This window comes from Phyllobacterium endophyticum, from assembly GCF_003010935.1.
GTDB lineage: Bacteria > Pseudomonadota > Alphaproteobacteria > Rhizobiales > Rhizobiaceae > Phyllobacterium > Phyllobacterium endophyticum.
This window is the reverse complement of sequence record NZ_PGGN01000001.1, coordinates 1,177,257-1,197,057: the sequence shown is the minus strand read 5'-3', so window position 1 is coordinate 1,197,057 and position 19,801 is coordinate 1,177,257. Positions and strand designations below refer to the sequence as shown.

The window sequence follows — 19,801 nt, the reverse complement described above, 5'->3', positions numbered from 1 at the left end:
TCATTATTAACAAAGTCTTAAGAACATCGCGAGGATGCGACTGTTCAGATCGGAGCATGCTGGTCAGTAGATGGCGCCTGAGACCTACCCATTCATTGAAATTGCCGTCCTGGACGAGATACGCGAGCATTTCGCCAATGGCGATGCGCTGGTCGTCATTTCACCGGACCTTCAGAACGTCATCTGGGCCAACGGCCAGGGTGCGGCGGCACTTGGCTATGGCTCCATCGACGAAATCCTGAGCGGCGGCGCCGCTCTCGGCATTCAGGCGCAGCGGCAATTGATGGCCCTGGACGGTTTTCCCGCCATCGGCCACGGGCGGACTGTTTCATTGCGCGTCGCCTTCGGGCTTTCAAGCCCCATGCTGACTTTTCAGGCAAGCGACGTGACCTTGCCGCGGGGCGAGCAGGCAATCCTTCTTTCACTCGCCAATGGTGCCTGGGCGACAAGCAGCGAGGAAGAGATTGCCGCGCTGGCGATCAAGGGTCTTGGAGATCAGACAACGCACGCGGCCATTGTCGATGCGAGCGGAACGATCGTCGCCGCCTCGCAGCACTTCGGCCGGCTCGGCTTGGGCGACAAAGTTCTTGGCGATCTGGTGCGGGAGGTTCGGCTTGAGCGAAACCGCCTCGTCAAGCGTCCGGCACAGACTGCGACTGGCACTATCGCCGCGGGCATGGCGCGGTTGACCGACAGCCCGGCGCTGCATCTGCTGCTTGCAATCGAACCGGAACCACGGGAACACGCGACGCCAAGCAGAGCTGCACCGCAAGAACCTGCCGTGCCGGCGGCGCCTGTTGCGGATGCAGTAATCGAGGACGCAGCGAAAGACATCGTGCAGGCGGCGCCGGAACATACGGAAGCTATCGCGCGTCCCGCGTTGGATGCAGATTTGTCCGATAGAGCACCATCGGACGCGTTCCGCTACACGCCGTCGGAAACGCCGGTTCGCTTCGTCTGGAAGGTGGACGCGCACGCAAATTTCAGCGAGATTTCGCCCGAATTCGCCGCGGCTGTCGGACCGCAATCCGCATCGATCATCGGCAGGCCCTTCCGCGAGGTGGCTGCACGCCACGGCTTCGACGAGAATGAGGAGATTGCCGAGCTGCTCCAGCGACGCGATACATGGTCTGGCCGGACGGTAATGTGGCCGATCGAAGGAACCAGCCTGCGCGTGCCGATCGAACTTGCCGCGCTGCCGATCTATTCACGCGACCGGGCGTTCCTGGGCTTCCGCGGCTTTGGCGTCGCGCGCATGGGCGATGTCGTTGCCGACGCGAAGGCGAGCGGCAAACCGCTGGATGTTGTGGCGGTGGTGGGCAAACAGGCAGCCGCGCCGGACGATGCGTTCAACGGCGAGAAGCCGGCGCTGCATATCACTCCCGACACGCCGGACAACATCATTCCCTTGAAGCCGCAGCGTGGGCTGCGCGACGACGGAAGATTGAACGATGCTGAGCGCAACGCCTTTCGCGAGATCGCCGAGAGGCTGCGCCGCGAAGTGCTGGCCGATAATCCAAGGCGCGAAGAAGCGGTTCCCCCCGGGCCCGCAGAGGCGATTGCCCAGCCCGCACAGGCGGTTGCCACGCCGGTCGAGCCCGCGCCCGCTGCCAGGTCGGAAGCACTGGTTCCAGATGCGGAGGTCGTCGGCCCGGGGTTCGCCCGCATGGATGATACGGAAGCCGATGCCCCCGCGTCGACGGAGGATTTTGCCGAGGATATCCGCGAGCAGGTGCGGCAGGGTGTCGACACGTCCATCCTCGCCGCACTGCCACTGCCGGTTCTCATCCACCGGCATGGAGAATTACTCTACGCGAACGCAGCGCTGTTGCAGTTGACATCGTACGGGTCGGCGCAAGCCATCAACGATGCCGGCGGCTTGAGCATTCTTTTTGCGGATGATGCCGAGGGCAGCGGCGACGAGGACGAAGCGGGCATGAACCTGCGCCGCAGCGATGGGTCCGTCGCGCGCGTGCAGGCGCATCTGCAGGCGGTCCGCTGGGACGAGAACGTTAGCGAGACCGGCGAGCGCGCGCTGCTGCTTGCACTTTCGCCGCAGGTGCAGCCAGCCAATCACTTCGAAATGAGCGAACGGCAACTCCTGCAAACGCGTATCGACGAGCTCACCGCCATATTGGACACGGCGACGGACGGGGTCATTCTGCTCGATTCCGGCGGCGCGATCCGCTCTGTCAATCACTCGGCCGCGGCGCTCTTCGGCTACGAGCCGGATGAGGTGACGGGCAAGCCCTTTTCGATGCTGTTTGCGGTGGAGAGCCAGCGCGCCGCAATGGACTATCTGAACGGGCTTTCGGAACATGGTGTCGCCAGCCTGCTCAATGACGGGCGCGAGGTGATCGGCCGCGAGAGCCAGGGCCGCTTCATTCCCCTGTTCATGACCATCGGCAAGCTCGACGCCTCACAGGGCTATTGCGTCGTCCTGCGCGATATAACCCATTGGAAACGGGCGGAAGAAGAACTCTTGAATGCCAAGCGTGAGGCCGAGCGTACATCTGCCCAGAAGAGCGAATTCCTGGCCCGTATCAGCCATGAGATTCGCACGCCGCTCAATGCCATAATCGGCTTTTCCGAACTGATGGCGGACGAGAAATTCGGGCCTATCGGCAGCGAGCGCTACCGCGAATATCTCAACGATATCAGCAGGTCCGGAAACCATGTCCTCTCACTGGTCAACGATCTTCTCGATATCTCGAAGATCGAGGCCGGCGCGGTCGAGATGGAATTCGAAGCGGTTTCGCTCAATGACGCCCTGACGGAAGCCGTCGCGATCATGCAGCCACAGGCCAATCGCGAGCGCGTCATCATACGATCGAGCCTCACCTCGCGCCTGCCTGACATCGTCGCCGACCACCGGTCGATCACGCAGATCGCGCTCAATCTCCTGTCAAACGCCATCCGCTTTACCGGGCCCGGAGGACAGGTGATCGTCTCCACCAGCTATGAACAGAGCGGCGATGTGCTGCTGCGCGTGCGCGACACCGGCATTGGCATGACGCGGGCCGAGGTGGAACAGGCGCTGCGGCCGTACAAACAGATTACCACGCCGAACCATCCGCGCAGTGACGGCACCGGGCTGGGACTGCCCCTGACCAAGGCGATGGCCGAGGCAAACCGTGCCAATTTCACCATCGATTCCAACCCGGGCCGCGGCACGATGGTCGAGATCACGTTTCCCTCCACAAGGGTGCTGGCGGAGTAGAGTCGCAAGGTTCGATATGGCGACGCCGGATGGCGCAAGCCCCTGGCCTGATGACCAACGACTGATCCCGCACCACCAACGAAAACCCCTGCCAGCGCCGTGGTGGAGTATCTTGAACCCATACAGTACCTGCGGGCGGTCCGCGTTAAAGTCTGATATATGGCGTTATCGTCCTTGCATTGCATGGCGCTCTTGCTAAACCATGTGGTCTCGGGCGGAAGCATGATTTTCTGGTGAAGAAGGCACAAGACTATTGGAAACCTCATGTCGTTTCTGAGGCCAAGGAACCTCCTCGCAACGGCCCTGCTGCTCGCACTTGCCGCTGCGGGCGTGGTGGCGGCGTTGCCTTTTCTTGTCAGCACCGACCTTATCCGCGCCAGGCTTATCCAGGAAATCAGCAACTGGACGGGGTATAGCGTCGAGTCGCGCCAGACACCGCAGATAACTTTCTTTCCCGCCTTCACCGCTTCGCTGGGCGACATCACCATTCGCAACCCCTGGCAAAGCGAAGGCGCCCCGTTCATGCAGGCGGAGAGAATAGAAGTTGACCTTTCGCTCCTTTCCGCGCTGCTGGGTAAAACCGAATTCACCGAAACCAAGATCGTGCGGCCGCGATTTGTCATCGATGAGCCGATCAAAAGCCTTTCTGAGATTGGCGAGGCGCTTTCAAGGAGCGATGGCCGGATCGGCGATGTCGTGCGGGAAGCCCGCGCTGCGGTGGAAGCCAATCCCGCCAAGCCGGACATGAGCACCGTCTCGTCCCAGCCGTTCGGGCGCGTGCGGCTCGAAGACGCGATGGTGACTTTCAAACGGCCAATCAACGGCGCCGAGGAACAAATCTCCAGTATCAGCGGTGTCTTCGACTGGCCGCAGACCTCGGGGGTCGCCAGCTTCCAGGGCAAGGCGATCTGGCACGGCGAGGAAACGGAAATCGACAGTTCCGCAACACGGGCGCTGCTGCTGCTTGCCGGCGGCACCAGCCCCTTGCAGGTCAATATCAGCTCGACACCCCTGACGCTTTCGTTCAACGGCTCCGCCAATATTTCGAAGGACCAGTTCTTCGAAGGGACGCTTTCGCTGACATCGCCATCACTCCGGCGAACGCTTGAATGGTCACGCATGGCGACGATACCCGGGGCGCCGATCGGCAGCTTCGCTCTGGATGCCTCCGTTTCCGGCTCGGCGACGCGCATGAAGCTGGACGGCCTGACCGCGACGTTGAACGACAATCCGGCCAAGGGGGTGATCGAAATCGTGCTCGACCAGGGAACGCCCAGCGTCACTGGCACGCTCGCCTTCGACACGCTTGACATTCATTCGGTGTTTGCCGGCTTCATGCCCCTGCCCGATGGTTCGACAGAATCGGACGCAGTGATCGACAGTGGTTTCCTGAAGCAGCTCAATCTCGACCTGCGGGTTTCGACACAGGTTGCAACCATTGGAACGATAAACCTGTCGAAAGTCGCGGCAACGGCCCAAATCCGCAACGGGCGCGCCATGTTCGACATAGGCGAGGCCACAGCCTTCGATGGATCCGTTGCTGCCAGCTTCCAACTCGCCGACGAGGGCGATGGCGCGACAACGGGCGAGTTGCGTCTCAACGGCACTGACGTGAACAGTGCTTCCATCGCGGCGCTCATGGGGTTCGGCTCGCGATTCCAACTCGGCAAGGGCACGATGTCGCTCGTCCTGAAAGGGCCGATATCGCGTTGGTCATCGGCGCTCGCCAACGCCAAGGGAACATTGTCGATGCGCTTCGGCAGCGGGCAGATCCGCAGCCTGGATTTCAACAGTCTTCTGAGCAAGGCCAAGACGGACCGTTTTTTCAGCCTCAACGAAAAGACCGACGCGTGGCTGGCATTCGACCGGTTCGAGGTCAAGGCCAATATCATGGACGGTGTCGCTGCCCTCGATACGGCGCAGATCGTAACCAAGTCAGGCACCCTCAGCTTTGCCGGCATCGTGACGCTGATCGGCAAGAGCCTCGCACTGACGGGCGACTTTGCCGCACAAGGGGCCGCAGCCGCAACAGAGACTGCGGGTGGCACGGCGGAAGCGGCAAGGCCGCAGATGACGGCAAATCATACGCGCTTTTTCATAGGCGGTTCGTGGGATAATCCGTTTATCTCGCCTATCATTTCCCAGTAGACGAAAGTCGGCTGGTGTAAGTCTTGGAAAACGTATTCTTCTGGATTGCAGGAAGAGCGCTTCCACCATCTCCCCCCTTGTGGGGGAGAAAGCGATTTCAGCATCTTGGCCCTTGCCAAGTGCTAGAAATCGCAAGAGAGGGGATTGGACCCACCTTATCGTTTGCTCGCTTCATACAATATCTGCGAACATACCCCGTCCAGATTGCCAAAATCTCATTGTTCCAGAAACGTAGCGTCTTGAAACCTGCCGCTTCCAAACGTCTATCCCGCTCCAAATCTGAACTTGATCCCGAGTGTTGGCTGCCATCCAGTTCTACGATCAGCTTTGAACCAAAGCAGGCAAAATCCGTGATATAGCTGAGAAGCGGCGCCTGCCGCTTGAATTTTAAACCACCAAGCCGGTTGTTTCGGATTGCTTGCCACAAGAGATTTTCTGCCAGGGTCGCGTCTCTACGCATTCCCCGGGCATAGGTCCGCACCTTTGGTGGGATATCCTGCCTGATTGCTTTGATCCCCTCTCTTGGATTTTCTAAGAATTTAGCGAGATGCTAAATTCAAGAAAATCCTTTCTCCCCCACAATGGGGGGAGATAACCAGTGCCATATCTTGAAGCGAATTGACTGCGACACAACGAACGCAGAGTTGCATTCGACCAAGAATAAGAGGCCGTGCAGTTGTCGTGAGTTGTCAGTTCCGTGCGGCGGTTTGTTCGTCGCGGGCCCTTTGAACCTCGCGGCGCTTGTTGGCTATGGAGGCGATGATTACGCCGATCGTAACGATGGCGATAAGGATGGTGCAGGCGGCGTTGATCTCCGGAGTCACTCCAAGGCGCACCTGCGAATAGATACGCATCGGCAGCGTCGTCGCGCCGGGACCAGAGGTAAAACTTGAAATCACCAGATCATCGAGCGACAGAGTGAAGGCGAGCATCCAGCCCGAGACGACGGCCGGCAGGATCACGGGCAATGTTACCCTGAAGAAGGTCGTAACCGGCGTTGCACCCAGGTCCATCGCCGCTTCCTCGAGCGAGCGGTCGAATGAGACCAGTCGCGACTGCACGACGACGGCGACAAAACACATGGAGAAGGTGATATGCGCGAGGATCATCGTCCAGAGGCCGCGGTCGAAACCTATTGCCACGAACAGAAGCAGCATGGACAGACCCGTGATGACCTCCGGCATGACCAGCGGGGCATAGATCATTGCAGAGAACAGCAGCCGCCCGCGAAAGCGCGTATAGCGACTGATGGCCAGAGCGCCAAGCGTGCCGAGAACAGTCGCGACGCTGGCCGAGACAAGGGCAACCCGGATCGTTACCCAGGCCGCGTCGATGAAGCTTTGGTTGTGGAACAGCGAGACGTACCATTTCGTCGAGAAACCGGCCCATACGGTAACAAGCCGGGACTCGTTGAACGAATAGATCACCAGGAGAACGATCGGCAAATAGAGGAAGGCGAAACCGAGAACAAGCGAGGCGATGTTGAAGCGGGACCAAGTGGTGTTCATCTTATTTCTCGCTTTCCTGCACCCGCGCCTCGGCACGCTGGAACAGCACGATCGGCACGACCAGCAACAGCAGGAGCACGACCGCAACAGCCGACGAAACGGGCCAGTCGCGGTTGGAGAAAAACTCGTTCCACAGGGTCTTGCCAATCATCAATGTCTGCGAGCCGCCGAGCAGATCGGGGATAACGAATTCGCCAACCGCCGGAATGAAAACCAGGAAACACCCGGCTATGACGCCCGGCAGCGAAAGCGGAAAGGTTATCTTCCAGAATGCGGATATGGGCGGGCAGCCCAGGTCCTCGGCTGCTTCAACCAGCGAATAGTCCATCTTCTCCAGCGCCGAATATATCGGAAGCACCAGAAACGGCAGGTAGGAATAGACGATGCCTATAAAGACCGCCGTATTGGTATTGAGAATATTGAGCGGCGTGTCGATCACATTGGCCCAGAGCAGGAACTGGTTCAGCAGCCCTTCAGGCTTGAGAATGCCGATCCAGGCATAGACGCGGATCAGGAAACTCGTCCAGAAAGGGAGGATCACCAGCATCAAGAGCGTCGGCCGGATCGTCGCGGGAGCGCGCGCCATGCCATAGGCGATGGGATAGCCGACGATGAGCGTCAGAATGGTTGAAACAGCGGCGATAAACAGGCTGGAAAGGTAGGCCTTGTAATAGAGAGGGTCCTCAACGAGCCAGATATAATTGTCCCATGAGAACTGGGCGAAACTTTGCCTGAGACCTTCCCAGCCCGAAAGGAGATTGAACGCCGGCGTATAGGGCGGGATTGCCATCGCGACTTCGGACAAGGAAATCTTGAAGACGATGACGAAGGGAATGAGGAAGAATATCAGAAGCCAAAGATAGGGAACGGCTATGACCAGCCGGCTTGCGACGGAGGATATCAACTTGTGCATGACATCCCCCTCCTCACGCGGTCAGCACGATACCGGCGTCGGTATCGAAATTGACCCACACCGTATCATCGTACCCCAGCGGGTCTTCGACGGTTCGCACTGCGTTGAGACTGGCGGCCTTGATGATCCGGCCGCTCTCGAGTTTGACATGGAAGACTGTCATGTCACCGAAATATGCGATGTCGTACAGTTCCCCTTGCGCAGAGTTGACTGAGGGATCAGCCGGCGGCTTGCGGCTGACGCGGATTTTTTCCGGCCGGATGGCAAACCCGACGGGCTGCCCGGCGGTGAAGCTCTTCGAAGCGGAATCGGTGCGGATGGTCAGGCTTTCCGGTGCGACGGCAATATCGATCTTGCCACCGGCAACCGAAGCTGCCGTGCCTTCGAACATGTTCACATTGCCGATGAAGTCGGCGACGAACTTGGAATTCGGCGCTTCATAGACTTCCGCGGGCGTCGCTACCTGCATGACCTTGCCCTTGTCCATGACCGCGATGCGATCGGCCATCGTCATGGCCTCTTCCTGATCGTGGGTGACCACCACGAATGTCAGGCCGAGCTTCATCTGCAGGTCCATCAACTCGAACTGGGTTTCCTCGCGCAGCTTCTTGTCGAGCGCACCAAGCGGCTCGTCGAGCAGCAAAACCTTTGGACGCTTGGCCACGCAACGCGCAAGCGCAACGCGCTGGCGCTGCCCGCCGGAGAGCTGGTGCGGCTTGCGCTTGGCGAACTGCTCGAGCTTTACGAGCTTCAGCATTTCCGCGACGCGCGCCTCGATATCCGCCTTGGCCATGCCCTCCTGCTTGAGACCGAAGGCGATATTGCCTTCGACGGTCATGTGCGGAAAAAGCGCATAGGACTGGAACATCATGTTGACCGGACGCTTGTAGGGCGGGATGCCGCGCATATCCTGGCCATCGATAAGAATACGGCCAGAGGTCGGCTCCTCGAAGCCGGCCAGCATGCGCAGGAGAGTCGACTTGCCGCAGCCGGATGCGCCGAGCAATGCAAAGAATTCGCGATTGTAGATATTGAGGGACAGGTCATTGACCGCGGCGAAATCACCGAACTTCTTGGTGACGTTCTCGATGGCAATGAAGGGCTTGGCTTGCGCGTCATTCCAGGGTGCGAATGTCCGGCGGAAACTTCCCAGTGATTTCATGATTTGCCCCGGTCTTTATATCCTGATTTCAAAAGACCCCGGCATCGGATGCCGGGGTCTTTTTGCGGGTTACTGCCCGGTGACCACTTTGGTCCACAAGCGCGTCACCACGCGTTGCGTTTTCGTGTCGTAGGGTGTGACAGTAAAGAGCTTTGCCAGCACCTCGGGTGTCGGATAGACCGCGGGATTTTCGAGAACCGACTTGTCGATCATCGCCTGCGAGGCCTTGTTGCCGTTCGCGTAGGAGACGAAGTCCGTCGCCTTGGCGGCAACTTCCGGCTTCAACATGTAGTTGATGAACTCATGCGCTTCGGCAATGTGCGGCGCATCGGCAGGTATCGCCATGACGTCAAACCACATTTGTGCACCCTGGGCAGGAATGGCGTAGTCCACATTTACCCCTGCCTTGGCTTCTTCTGCACGGCTTTTGGCCTGGAGGATATCACCGGAATAGCCGAGGGCGAGACAGATATCGCCGTTGGCCAGGCCATTGATATATTCGGACGAATGGAACTTGCGCACGTAAGGGCGGATCGATTCAAGGAGCGCACCGGCCTTGGCGAGTTCATCGGGGTCCTTGCTGTCCGGATTGAGACCGAGATAGGCGAGCGCGGATGGCATGACGTCGGAAGCCGAATCGAGGATATGGATACCGCAATCCTTGAACTTCGCTGCCATCTCCGGTTTGAACAACACGTCCCATGTGGGCTTCTCATCGGAGCCCAGGATCTGCTTCATCTTGTCGACGTTGTAGCCAAGGCCGGTGGTCCCCCACATGTAATCGACGGAATACTCGTTGCCCGGATCGTAGGTCGCGATGCGCTGATTGATGACGTCCCATGTATTGGAAAGGTTGGGCAGCTTGGATTTGTCCAGCTTCTGGAAAACGCCCGCTGCAATCTGGCGCTGCAGGAAATTCGCTGTCGGGACCACAACGTCATAACCCGTGCCGCCGGCAAGCAGCTTCGTCTCGAGGATTTCATTGGAATCGAAGGTATCATATACGACCTTGATCCCCGTTTCCTTGGTGAATTCTTCAAGGAGTACCGGATCGATATAGTCCGACCAGTTATAGACGTTGACCACTCGGTCCTGAGCCCAGGCGGAACTTGCGAGCCCGAGCGCCAACGTAGCCGTCAACAGTGCAGTCTTAATTCCCATTTATATCTCCATGATGCCAGCACTGCCAAGTTTGGCAACGCCGCGGGTTCCCTATTGTTCCTACCTTTTTAGATTGCAGCGTGTTCGTCAACTGGCTTGAGGCAACACCCGGCCGAAAATTGCGCAAGTGCGAGATTTGGTGGTGCAGCGCAGTTGTTTTGCGGAGCAGTTACGACCAGCGTGCGGCGGCCCGGCGCTGGCGGCTGTACTCCCAGCCAAAATGCACGAGAAGGGCCGCAAGAATGATGGCCCCGCCGATGACCGTTCGTGGCGCCGGGACCTCGTCATGCAGGAGCCATACCCAGACCGGCCCGAGCACGGGTTCGAGCGTGCTGATGAGTGCCGCAAGTGCGGAAGGAATGAGCCGTGCTCCGCTGACGAAAAACGCGAGGCCAAGCCCGAGATTGACCGCGCCGAGGGCGAATAGCAGCCCAAAATCGCGAGCATCGACGGCAAAGCGATCCGCCATCATGGAAGCGAAGCAAGCTGCCATGGCGACGCCGAGGAAAACAGCCGGCGTCATGCGCAGGTGGGCCTTGCGGCGGGTGATGACGGTGGCGATGGCGAAGGAAATGGCGATCAGCAGCGCCAGCATGTCGCCGATGGGCGAAACGGCCCCGTCGAGCGAATCCGACACCATGATCGCAACACCGGCAATGACCACGGCAATGGCGATCCAGGTCGCGGCACCGATGCGCTCGCGAAACAACACCCATGAAATCAAGGCTGCGAAAAGCGGAACGCCAGCCTGAAGCAGGAGCACATTGGCGACCGTGGTATAGGACAGCGCGATGATGAAGCATGACGAGGCGGTGGCAAAGCAGATGGCAACGCCCACGCCCGCCAGTCCCATATTCTGGAACAACCGCCATGTCCCGCGCGGGCCATCGCGTACCAGCATGAAACCGATGAGAAACAGCGCTGCGAAGACGGAGCGCCAGAAGACGATCGTCCAATTGTCATCGGCTTCGACAAAGCGCGTGAGTGCACCACCGGTGCTCCAGGCGATCGCCGCCCCGGCCACAAGCAGGCAGCCCAGCGCCGCCTCCGACGAGGTCTTGGCGGGGTCAGGCCCGGCGACGGGCGGTAGCGGGACGGCAGAGAGACTCATGGACGCAAGAATGCCAAGCTTGCAGCGGTGGTTGAGTCTGGAAAACGACCGTTGATTGTCGGTTTAGCGCCACGATGCCGCTATCGCGAACGTCAGTTGAGCTGCATCAGGGCGAACATGTGCCTGCGCCATGACAAAAAGATCTTATTGGAAATCGAACGCGCTCAGCCCTGTGACCATCTCATCGAGCCCCAGCGGCCGTGTCACCGGCGGTTCGGCGCGGGAAAGGCAGGCAGCACGTTCGCACAGGCGGCACGCGGGGCCCACAGGCGTCGAGCCAACGAACTTGCCGAGCGGCGGCGCGCTGATGCTCCTGTTGCCGAGCGCGCCGCCATAGACGGTCTGGTCGGCGAATTCGATATCTGTGCCAAGAAGAATGGCGGTGCGGCGTGGGCGCTCGTTGAAAGCGCCCTGCGGGCCTTCAAGCGTACGGGCGATCGTTAGAAACTCGGCGCCATCCGGCATTTCCAGCGCCTCTACAAGGATTTGCCCGGGCTGGGCGAATGCCGCGTGAACGGGGAGCCTTGGGCAATCGCCGCCAAAGCGCGACTGCGGGAAACCTTGCGCCCCTGCCCTGCGGAAGCGATTACCCGCGTGATCGACCTCCAGCATGAAGAAGGGAATGTCTTGTCTGCCGGCAAGGGTCGTGAGGCGGTTTGCCGCCTGTTCAAACGAGACATTGAAGCGCGAGCGCAACACATCGACATCGTAGCGGGCACGAATGGCGGCGGCCTGAAACGACTGGTACGGCATCATCAGCGCATGCGCCGCATAGCGCCCGAGTTCGAATCGCGCGATACGCCTCGCCTCGTCGGACGACAGCTTGAGGTCATTGATTTCCGCTGCGATGATCACCTGCATGCGCATGAGCGCCGCTTCCATCGCTACTTCGCGCAATTGATCGAAGGGCGAAAGCCGCTCGGAAATGAACAGGCGCTGCGAGTGACGGTCGTAGCGGCGACGCCAGTTCGGCATTGTCGCCACCGGAAGCACCCGCACCGAAATGCCGTGTTCGCTCTTCAACCAGGCTTTTAGCGCGCCGAGCAGATCGTCACCGGGCTTGATCAGGCTGGTGAAACTGTCAACCTCACCCTCGATGCGGGGGAAATGATTGGGCCGGCGCTCGAGCAACTCGCGCACTTCGTTCAGGGGCAGACGCGTGGCCGACAGGGCCGGGGCACGCCCATCCCTGGCGAGAAGTTCCGACAGATCAGAGAGCCTACCCTGCTGTTCCTTGTAGGCGCGGTAGAGCTTGACAATTCCAGCGGCAGCATTCGGCGCCGCATCGCTGATTTCGATGAGCTCCTGGTCTCCCGGCAATTCGCCATTAAGCAGCGGATCGGAAAAAACCTCCTTCAGCGCAACCATGGAGGAACCGGTCTCCATCTGCAGCGTATCGAGCTCGATCTTGTAGGTTGAGGAGAGTTTCAGCAGCAATTGAACCGTCAGCGGGCGCTGGTTGCGCTCGATGAGATTGAGATAGGACGGCGAAATACCCAGAGCCTCGGCCATGAATGTCTGGGTCAGGCCCCGCTCATTGCGGATGCGCCTGATGCGCGGACCGGCGAATATCTTGCCCTCAGCCATTGAGCCTCACTGTTGCGTACATCGTGATGATGACAAGATTTTACACATTTCGCTTCCATGCCAGAATATTACAACATTTACAAATTTACAAACGCGATTTGTCAAACACACAACAGAATAACTCGATAAATTGGCCCAAACACGCGATTTTTCTGGATGATATCGCGCTGCAATGTAAATCTAGTCACATCAACGCAGTCTTGAAACTGTGCCTATTGAACAGGCTGCGGCGAGTTAAAACGCTTCGTGGAGATTATAATGACTGATTTTTACAACCTGGTACCAAACGCACCGGAGGGCCGCTATGACGGAATCGCACGCCCCTATTCACCTGACGATGTCCAGCGACTGCGCGGCTCGGTTCAGATCAAGTATACTCTCGCTGAAAACGGCGCCAACCGGCTCTGGAAGCTCATCCACGAAGATGGTTTCGTCAATGCACTGGGAGCTCTTTCGGGCAACCAGGCTATGCAGATGGTTCGTGCAGGCCTCAAGGCGATCTATCTTTCCGGATGGCAGGTTGCTGCCGATGCAAACACGGCTTCAGCCATGTATCCTGATCAGTCGCTCTACCCCGCAAATGCGGCGCCGGAACTGGCCAAACGGATAAACAAGACGCTGCAGCGCGCTGACCAGATCGAGACGGCCGAGGGAAAAGGCCTTTCCGTCGACACCTGGTTCGCGCCTATCGTCGCCGATGCGGAAGCCGGCTTTGGCGGACCGCTCAATGCGTTCGAAATCATGAAAGCCTTCATCGAGGCAGGCGCTGCCGGCGTCCATTATGAAGATCAGCTCGCTTCGGAAAAGAAGTGCGGACATCTGGGCGGCAAGGTGCTGATCCCGACCGCGGCGCATATCCGCAACCTGAATGCTGCGCGGCTCGCTGCCGACGTGATGGGTACGCCGACCCTGGTCATCGCCAGAACGGACGCGGAGGCTGCCAAGCTCCTGACGTCGGATATCGACGAACGCGACCAGCCATTCGTCGATTACGATGCCGGACGCACGACCGAAGGTTTCTACCAGGTCAAGAACGGTCTTGAACCTTGTATCGCACGTGCCGTCGCCTATGCCCCTTACTGCGACATGATCTGGTGCGAAACCTCAAAACCTGATCTGGAACAGGCAAGGCGTTTTGCCGAAGGCGTGCGGAAGGAACATCCGAACAAGCTTCTCGCCTATAATTGCTCGCCTTCCTTCAATTGGAAGAAGCACCTGGACGAGGCGACGATCGCCAGGTTCCAGCGCGAGCTCGGGGCCATGGGCTACAAGTTCCAGTTCATCACGCTTGCCGGCTTCCATCAGCTGAATTTCGGCATGTTCGAACTCGCACGCGGGTACAAGGATCGGCAGATGTCAGCCTATTCGGAGTTGCAGGAGGCGGAATTTGCGGCGGAGGTCAATGGCTACACCGCGACCAAGCACCAGCGCGAAGTCGGCACCGGCTATTTCGATGCGGTTTCGCTGGCCATCACCGGCGGCACGTCATCGACGACGGCGATGAAGGAATCGACCGAGACGGCGCAATTCCGCCCGGCCGCAGAATAGAACAACGGAAATCCCAAGGAGGATAAATCATGGCACCGCAGACACGCGTAAAGGAACGGGCCGAAGAGCAGTCATCGGCCATGAACACAGACCAGCAGGCTGTCATTCGCATGGTCGCCAATGACCTGCACCGGCTCAACCAATCGGTGATGAAAGCGGTTGACGCCGGTGTCTCCGTGGAGCTTGTCCGCTCCGCCCGTCATCATGGCGGCGACGGCAACTGGGGCGACCTTCTGATCCCTGTCGTGGTGACAAGACAGTAGCCTTGCCGTCATTTGGCTCGGTCTGGAGCCAGAAGGACGAGGCGAACCGCCCGCGAACAATCGCGGGCGGTTTTGTCAACCCAAGGGTGCGTGGTCCGGCGCCTAGCCGGACCACGCAACGATGATTGAGCGGCTTTGGCCCCACGCGGCGAACCGAAGGACGTTCGCACCACAGCCTTCCAATCACCGGTTCAGTTCAAAAACAAGCGCCTTATGTTGATGGCCGATACCATCGAACGATCCATCCGCTGATCAGCGGCATAGGCAAGCGCGAGCCCGATGATCGCCCTGGTGGTTTCGTCGGTCGACCACCCTGCTTCTGCCGCCTCGTCCGCAAGCATGTCGATCGAGCGGCGGAATTCTGCGTCCAGGGCCAACTGGCAGTCGAAGCCCCGGTTTGGATAATCAGTGGGACGCATCGGTTTCTGGATACTCATGTTCTCCTCCCCATGTCATACATGCGTTGCCGTCAGCCTGACAGTCTAGTAGCACCTCAAGAATCTCAAATGCATGCGCTCGCGCCTTTTGGCTTTACGAAGAGCATGTTTTCTAGCAAATTTACCCTTGGTCAGGGCCGATACCAGATAGTCCCTCGGGTAGCCGTCGGCATCGGCGTCCACTTGCTCAACATATCGCTTCTGGCAATAGGGCAAGATATTGTACCCGGAAAAATAGTAAACGTTCTCCATTCAAGTCTACCCCTTCAGAAAGAGCTAAACAAAAGCACGTGATGAATATTTAAATTGTACTGCATCAATATAATTAGTTAATTGTGTCCGTCAAGAGACATATAAGTTCCGTAAGGAAACGTTACTGAAAGTATGTATCTGCACCGCAAACCCTGCCGTTCACGTCCGAGTTGTACAGGGCACGTCGGTACACATTGCGCAAGAGGGCCTGAGCCTACTCAACGGGCGGACCGACGAAATCAAGGATAATCGGTCAAACTATATACGTTGATCGATGCAGGGTTAATCAAGTTTGTGAAAGTAAATTTTTCTAAGCTTGTAGTTTGCAGTATAATACACACTAATAAAATTCAGGCCTTTTCTTCAGCAATATATCAAAGCTGAGGAAGCGTGATTGTCCATCAGCGGACAATGCATTGTGCCTTTTTTTTATTTCGATATTTATGCCGATATGGTGCGCTGGATTCACTTTGTTCCCGGCGGAAAGGGAATAGGATGCCAGCACAACAATCCGCGTTTGAGAACAAGCTTCTCAGGCACATGCGTGCGGATGATTTTGCTTTGTTGGCGCCCTATCTCGAACCGTTGCAATTGCCGCTGCGGCAGGTACTCGAAAAAGCACACACACCCGCCACTGACGTTTTCTTCCTTGAAACGGGATTGGCATCCATCGTTGCCAAGATACCGGATGGCCGCGACATCGAAGTGGGAATATGCGGAAATGAGGGTGCAACCGGCATTGCGGTCATTCTCGGAGCGAGCCAGTCACCGCATGATGTTTACGTTCAGATGGCCGGTTATGGCCACAGTATCAGCGCGGACCGGTTTCGCGAGGCGATAAAGGCCAGCACCTCGCTCCGCGACCATCTGCTGCTTTTCGTGCAGGCGATGATCGTCCAGACGGCCTCGACGGCGCTCGCCAATGGCCAGGCGGATGTCTCCTCCCGGATGGCCCGCTGGCTGCTGATGGTACATGACCGAGCCCATGGGCCCGACATTGTCCTTACCCACGAATTTCTCTCGATCATGCTGGGCGTGAGACGGCCCTGGGTGACTGAAACGCTGCATGTACTCGAGGACAAGCGGTTGATCCGCTCAAAACGCGGGCTGATAACCATAATCGACCGCCCGGGCCTGATTGCGGAGGCCAACGGCTTTTATGGCGTAGCCGAAGCAGAATTCAAGCGACTTCTCGGGATCAATCTGCGCCGCTAGCGCCGCAAGACGAGTGGCCGACAATTTTCTTTGTCGCGCTTCCCATGTCACAGTTGTTTGCTCTATCATCCCGCCACCAATCAAATCTGGTGATGGGGGTGCTGACCTGTTAATCTGGTCAAATGGGTATGAGGTCAATCGTTCGTTTACGGGGTGCAGAGGCGGCGATGTTTATCGATTGCCAAGCCTGTGCAACAGAGTAGGCGAGCGCAAATACCTCCTGCGGGCTCCGACACGGCCTTGCCAAGTTACAGTATCGAACCTCTCGTCCGGAGGTAACACCCCTCCTCTCACCTTCTTGCCGTTTCAGGCACCATTTTCATCCTATTAGCAGGTCCGTACCCCATGCCTTCAGAAACTCCTGAGAAAAAACCTGCACGAAGCACGCCGCGGCGGCGAACGCCTGCCTATGTCAAGGCGACCCGCGGCGTGAAAAACTGGCGCGAGGCATCCGAATGGCTCGCCTGGCGGGATATCGAGGATATCGAATGTATCACCCCTGATCAGGCCGGTGTGGCGCGCGGCAAGATGATGCCATCGAAGAAGTTTACTTCCAATACGTCGCTCGCGCTGCCGTCCGCGGTGTTCATGGCGACGATCTCCGGCTCCTATCCGGAGGACGGGCATGGCTTTTCCTATCCGGAGGATGATGGCGATCTGAAGCTTATGCCCGATCTTTCGACGCTCTCGGAAGTTCCGTGGGAAAGCGACCCGACGGCGCAGGTCATCTGCGATCTCGTCAACAAGGACGGTGAGGCGGTGGAATTTACGCCGCGCAACGTATTGAAGCGCGTCATGGCCGCCTATGCCAAAAAGGGCCTGAAAGCGGTGGTCGCACCGGAAATCGAGTTTTACCTTGTCAGGAAAAACCCGGATCCGGATTATCCGCTGACGCCACCGGTCGGGCGCTCGGGGCGAGCCATTGGCGGCGGCCAGGGTTACTCCATCGCTGGAGTCAATGAATTCGACGAGCTGATAGACGATATCTACCACTTCTCCGAAAGCCAGGGGCTCGAGATCGACACGCTGATCCATGAGGAAGGCGCCGCGCAGCTGGAAATCAACCTGCGGCACGGCGATCCGATCGAACTTGCCGACCAGGTGTTCCTGTTCAAGCGCACCATCCGCGAAGCGGCGCTCAAGCACGACATGTATGCGACCTTCATGGCAAAACCGATCCAGGGCCAGCCCGGCTCGGCGATGCACATTCATCAGTCGATCATCGACAAGAAGACCGGGCGCAATGTCTTTTCCAACCCTGATGGCACCGAAAGTCCGGCATTCCGCCACTTTATAGGTGGCATGCAAAAGCACGTCCCCGCCTCGCTGGTGATGTTCGCGCCTTATGTGAATTCCTACCGGCGCCTCACACCTGCCGCCTCCGCGCCGGTGAACGTCAAATGGGGCTACGACAACCGGACGACAGCATTTCGCGTACCGAGGTCCGACCCTGCGGCGCGGCGTGTCGAAAACCGCATCCCCTCTTCCGATGCCAACCCCTATCTGGCACTGGCGGCATCGCTGGCCTGCGGCCTGATCGGCATGAACAACAGGCTTGAGCCGGATGAGCCCGCATCGACGACGGTCAACGACAATCTGATCGAATTGCCGCGCGGGTTGATCGAGGCAACGATCCTGTTCGAGCAGGACAAGGAACTGGTGGCCATGCTGGGCGAATCCTTCGCCATCACCTACGCCGCAATAAAACGCGCCGAGTTCGAGACCTTCATGGAAGTCATCAGCCCGTGGGAACGCGAGTTCCTGCTGCTGAATGTGTGATGCCGCTTATCTTCCCTTGCGGAGGAGATAACGAGGGGATTTGCAATCATCGGACTACCCCCTCACTGGATTTTCCAAGGATTTAGCAAACAGGCTAAATCCAGGAAAATCCTTTCTCTCCCGCAAGGCGGGAGATAAACGCAGCGCCAGTATTTCCTAATCGGATCGCAAAATATGCCCTACCAATCGCCCATTTCCCCCGGCATTTCCTGGTATGAAACCGCGGTTTCCGACCGCACCGAATATCCGGCGCTGGACGGATCGAGAAGCGCCGATGTCGTTATCATTGGCGGCGGGTTCACAGGTCTTTCCGCCGCCGTGCATCTTGCTGCGACCGGCGCCGACGTCGTGCTGCTGGAGGCGTTCCGGTTTGGCGACGGTGCATCGGGGCGCAATGGCGGCCAACTCGGCACCGGCCAACGCGCCTGGGCTGAAGAACTCGAGGCGCAATATGGTTTTAGCCGCGCCAAGGCGCTGTTCGACCTTGCCGAGGAGGCGAAAGCGCATCTCCTGCAATTCGCCGAGACCCACAAGATCGATATCGAATATGTGCCGGGGCAGATGTCCGTGGTGCACAAGAAGCGCTATCTCAAGCTCTATCGCGAACATGCCGAACTCATGGCAACGCGTTACGGTTATCCGCACATCCACTACATGGATGCGAATGAGACGGCAGAGCGACTTGGCTCGACCCGCTATCTCGGCGGCACCTATGACAAGGGCACCGGCCACATCCAGCCGATGAAGCTCGTCGTCGGCACCGCGCGCGCTGCTGCCAAGGCAGGTGCGCATCTCTACGAGAACACCGGGGTGACCGGGATCAAATCCGAAAACGGAAGGGTGACGGTCACGACGCCTTTCGGCAATGTCACGGCTGCCAAGGCACTGATCGCCGTCAACGCCCATGGCGGCGATCTGGAACCGGTCAGCGCCGCGCATGTGATGCCGATCCGTTCGTTCATCGGCGCGACCGTGCCGCTTGGACCCGATAGTCCGGTGCTGCCCGGCGGCGAGAGCGTCGACGATTCCCGTTTCGTCGTGCGCTATTTCCGCCGTTCGCAAGACGGACGGCTGCTGTTTGGCGGGCGCGAGGCCTATACGGCGGACAATCCGCTCGACATCAGTACGCATATCCGCCGCCAGATTGCCGAGATTTACCCGGCGCTGGCCGACGTGGAAATGACGCAGGCCTGGGGAGGATCGGTGGGCATCACCCTGCCGCGCCAGCCTTTCGTGCGCGAGGTCATGCCGAATGTCATCTCGGCGGGCGGCTATTCCGGCCATGGAGTGATGCTGTCGAATTTCGTCGGCAGACTCTATGCGGAAACTGTGGCGGGCAATCGCGACCGGCTGAAATTGCTTGAGGACTTGAATATTCCCGCCTTCCCCGGCGGGCGAAAGTTCCGCGCGCCCATGTTGTTTCTGGCTCTGAGCTGGTATGCACTGATGGACCGGATATAGACTTCTGATTTTTGTAGTAGCAAATTGGTTATTATG

General features: G+C 58.6%; 15 protein-coding genes. 7 read left to right on the top strand and 8 right to left on the bottom strand.

Annotated features, from left to right (window positions below):
* Nucleotides 1-70 precede the first annotated feature (70 nt).
* Together CU100_RS05595 and CU100_RS05590 are read left to right on the top strand one after the other, a co-directional pair.
* Entirely contained in the window at nt 71-3,220 is a 3,150-nt protein-coding gene (locus CU100_RS05595) for a PAS domain S-box protein (RefSeq protein ID WP_106715495.1), read from the top strand.
* Between the two features lie 264 nt (nt 3,221-3,484).
* A complete protein-coding gene (locus CU100_RS05590; RefSeq protein WP_106715494.1) occupies nt 3,485-5,368 on the top strand; it encodes an AsmA family protein in 1,884 nt (627 codons plus the stop codon).
* Nucleotides 5,369-5,465: 97 nt separating this feature from the next.
* Here the strand turns inward: CU100_RS05590 and CU100_RS05585 are convergent, their stop codons facing one another.
* The 7 genes from CU100_RS05585 to CU100_RS05555 form a co-directional block, all read right to left on the bottom strand.
* Nucleotides 5,466-5,828: an endonuclease domain-containing protein gene (locus CU100_RS05585; protein ID WP_245418957.1), complete on the bottom strand. Its 363-nt coding sequence runs from the start codon at nt 5,826-5,828 to the stop codon at nt 5,466-5,468.
* A 229-nt stretch (nt 5,829-6,057) separates the two neighbouring features.
* Nucleotides 6,058-6,876 (bottom strand): ABC transporter permease, encoded by an 819-nt coding sequence (locus CU100_RS05580; protein WP_106715493.1) that lies wholly within the window; start codon nt 6,874-6,876, stop codon nt 6,058-6,060.
* Nucleotide 6,877: 1 nt separating this feature from the next.
* The gene (locus CU100_RS05575; RefSeq protein ID WP_106715492.1) at nt 6,878-7,789 is read right to left on the bottom strand and encodes an ABC transporter permease subunit; all 912 of its coding nucleotides are present in this window, start codon (nt 7,787-7,789) and stop codon (nt 6,878-6,880) included.
* Nucleotides 7,790-7,802: 13 nt separating this feature from the next.
* On the bottom strand, nt 7,803-8,951 hold the full coding sequence (locus CU100_RS05570; RefSeq protein ID WP_106715491.1) for an ABC transporter ATP-binding protein: 1,149 nt from the start codon (nt 8,949-8,951) through the stop codon (nt 7,803-7,805).
* 69 nt (nt 8,952-9,020) lie between these two features.
* Nucleotides 9,021-10,112: a polyamine ABC transporter substrate-binding protein gene (locus tag CU100_RS05565; RefSeq protein WP_106715490.1), complete on the bottom strand. Its 1,092-nt coding sequence runs from the start codon at nt 10,110-10,112 to the stop codon at nt 9,021-9,023.
* A gap of 169 nt (nt 10,113-10,281) precedes the next feature.
* Nucleotides 10,282-11,223 (bottom strand): DMT family transporter, encoded by a 942-nt coding sequence (locus CU100_RS05560; protein WP_106715489.1) that lies wholly within the window; start codon nt 11,221-11,223, stop codon nt 10,282-10,284.
* A gap of 144 nt (nt 11,224-11,367) precedes the next feature.
* Entirely contained in the window at nt 11,368-12,810 is a 1,443-nt protein-coding gene (locus CU100_RS05555) for a helix-turn-helix domain-containing protein (RefSeq protein WP_106715488.1), read from the bottom strand.
* Between the two features lie 258 nt (nt 12,811-13,068).
* On the opposite strand from CU100_RS05555, the gene aceA reads away from it, so the two are divergent.
* Entirely contained in the window at nt 13,069-14,358 is a 1,290-nt protein-coding gene (gene aceA / locus CU100_RS05550; RefSeq protein WP_106715487.1) for an isocitrate lyase, read from the top strand.
* Nucleotides 14,359-14,387: 29 nt separating this feature from the next.
* Nucleotides 14,388-14,621 (top strand): SMc00767 family acetate metabolism repressor, encoded by a 234-nt coding sequence (locus CU100_RS05545; protein WP_100000043.1) that lies wholly within the window; start codon nt 14,388-14,390, stop codon nt 14,619-14,621.
* A gap of 191 nt (nt 14,622-14,812) precedes the next feature.
* On the opposite strand, the gene CU100_RS05540 is transcribed toward CU100_RS05545, so the two are convergent.
* Nucleotides 14,813-15,058 carry a hypothetical protein gene (locus tag CU100_RS05540; protein WP_106715486.1) on the bottom strand — a complete coding sequence of 82 codons (246 nt, stop codon included), beginning with the start codon at nt 15,056-15,058 and terminating at the stop codon, nt 14,813-14,815.
* A gap of 747 nt (nt 15,059-15,805) precedes the next feature.
* Between CU100_RS05540 and CU100_RS05530 the strand changes: the two genes are divergently transcribed.
* The 3 genes from CU100_RS05530 (at nt 15,806) to CU100_RS05520 (ending at nt 19,765) form a co-directional block, all read left to right on the top strand.
* Nucleotides 15,806-16,525, top strand: a complete 720-nt coding sequence (locus CU100_RS05530) for a Crp/Fnr family transcriptional regulator (protein ID WP_106715484.1) — start codon at nt 15,806-15,808, stop codon at nt 16,523-16,525.
* A gap of 345 nt (nt 16,526-16,870) precedes the next feature.
* Nucleotides 16,871-18,304: a glutamine synthetase family protein gene (locus tag CU100_RS05525; RefSeq protein ID WP_106715483.1), complete on the top strand. Its 1,434-nt coding sequence runs from the start codon at nt 16,871-16,873 to the stop codon at nt 18,302-18,304.
* A gap of 174 nt (nt 18,305-18,478) precedes the next feature.
* Complete coding sequence (locus tag CU100_RS05520) at nt 18,479-19,765, top strand: NAD(P)/FAD-dependent oxidoreductase (RefSeq protein ID WP_106715482.1); 1,287 nt, start codon at nt 18,479-18,481, stop codon at nt 19,763-19,765.
* The last annotated feature ends 36 nt before the right edge of the window (nt 19,766-19,801 follow it).

Coding starts and splice junctions, on each gene's coding strand:
- CU100_RS05595 (WP_106715495.1), top strand. CDS start 71: ATGGCGCCTGAGACCTACCCATTCATTGAAATTGCCGTCCTGGACGAG.
- CU100_RS05590 (WP_106715494.1), top strand. CDS start 3,485: ATGTCGTTTCTGAGGCCAAGGAACCTCCTCGCAACGGCCCTGCTGCTC.
- CU100_RS05585 (WP_245418957.1), bottom strand. CDS start 5,828: ATGCGTAGAGACGCGACCCTGGCAGAAAATCTCTTGTGGCAAGCAATC.
- CU100_RS05580 (WP_106715493.1), bottom strand. CDS start 6,876: ATGAACACCACTTGGTCCCGCTTCAACATCGCCTCGCTTGTTCTCGGT.
- CU100_RS05575 (WP_106715492.1), bottom strand. CDS start 7,789: ATGCACAAGTTGATATCCTCCGTCGCAAGCCGGCTGGTCATAGCCGTT.
- CU100_RS05570 (WP_106715491.1), bottom strand. CDS start 8,951: ATGAAATCACTGGGAAGTTTCCGCCGGACATTCGCACCCTGGAATGAC.
- CU100_RS05565 (WP_106715490.1), bottom strand. CDS start 10,112: ATGGGAATTAAGACTGCACTGTTGACGGCTACGTTGGCGCTCGGGCTC.
- CU100_RS05560 (WP_106715489.1), bottom strand. CDS start 11,223: ATGAGTCTCTCTGCCGTCCCGCTACCGCCCGTCGCCGGGCCTGACCCC.
- CU100_RS05555 (WP_106715488.1), bottom strand. CDS start 12,810: ATGGCTGAGGGCAAGATATTCGCCGGTCCGCGCATCAGGCGCATCCGC.
- aceA (WP_106715487.1), top strand. CDS start 13,069: ATGACTGATTTTTACAACCTGGTACCAAACGCACCGGAGGGCCGCTAT.
- CU100_RS05545 (WP_100000043.1), top strand. CDS start 14,388: ATGGCACCGCAGACACGCGTAAAGGAACGGGCCGAAGAGCAGTCATCG.
- CU100_RS05540 (WP_106715486.1), bottom strand. CDS start 15,058: ATGAGTATCCAGAAACCGATGCGTCCCACTGATTATCCAAACCGGGGC.
- CU100_RS05530 (WP_106715484.1), top strand. CDS start 15,806: ATGCCAGCACAACAATCCGCGTTTGAGAACAAGCTTCTCAGGCACATG.
- CU100_RS05525 (WP_106715483.1), top strand. CDS start 16,871: ATGCCTTCAGAAACTCCTGAGAAAAAACCTGCACGAAGCACGCCGCGG.
- CU100_RS05520 (WP_106715482.1), top strand. CDS start 18,479: ATGCCCTACCAATCGCCCATTTCCCCCGGCATTTCCTGGTATGAAACC.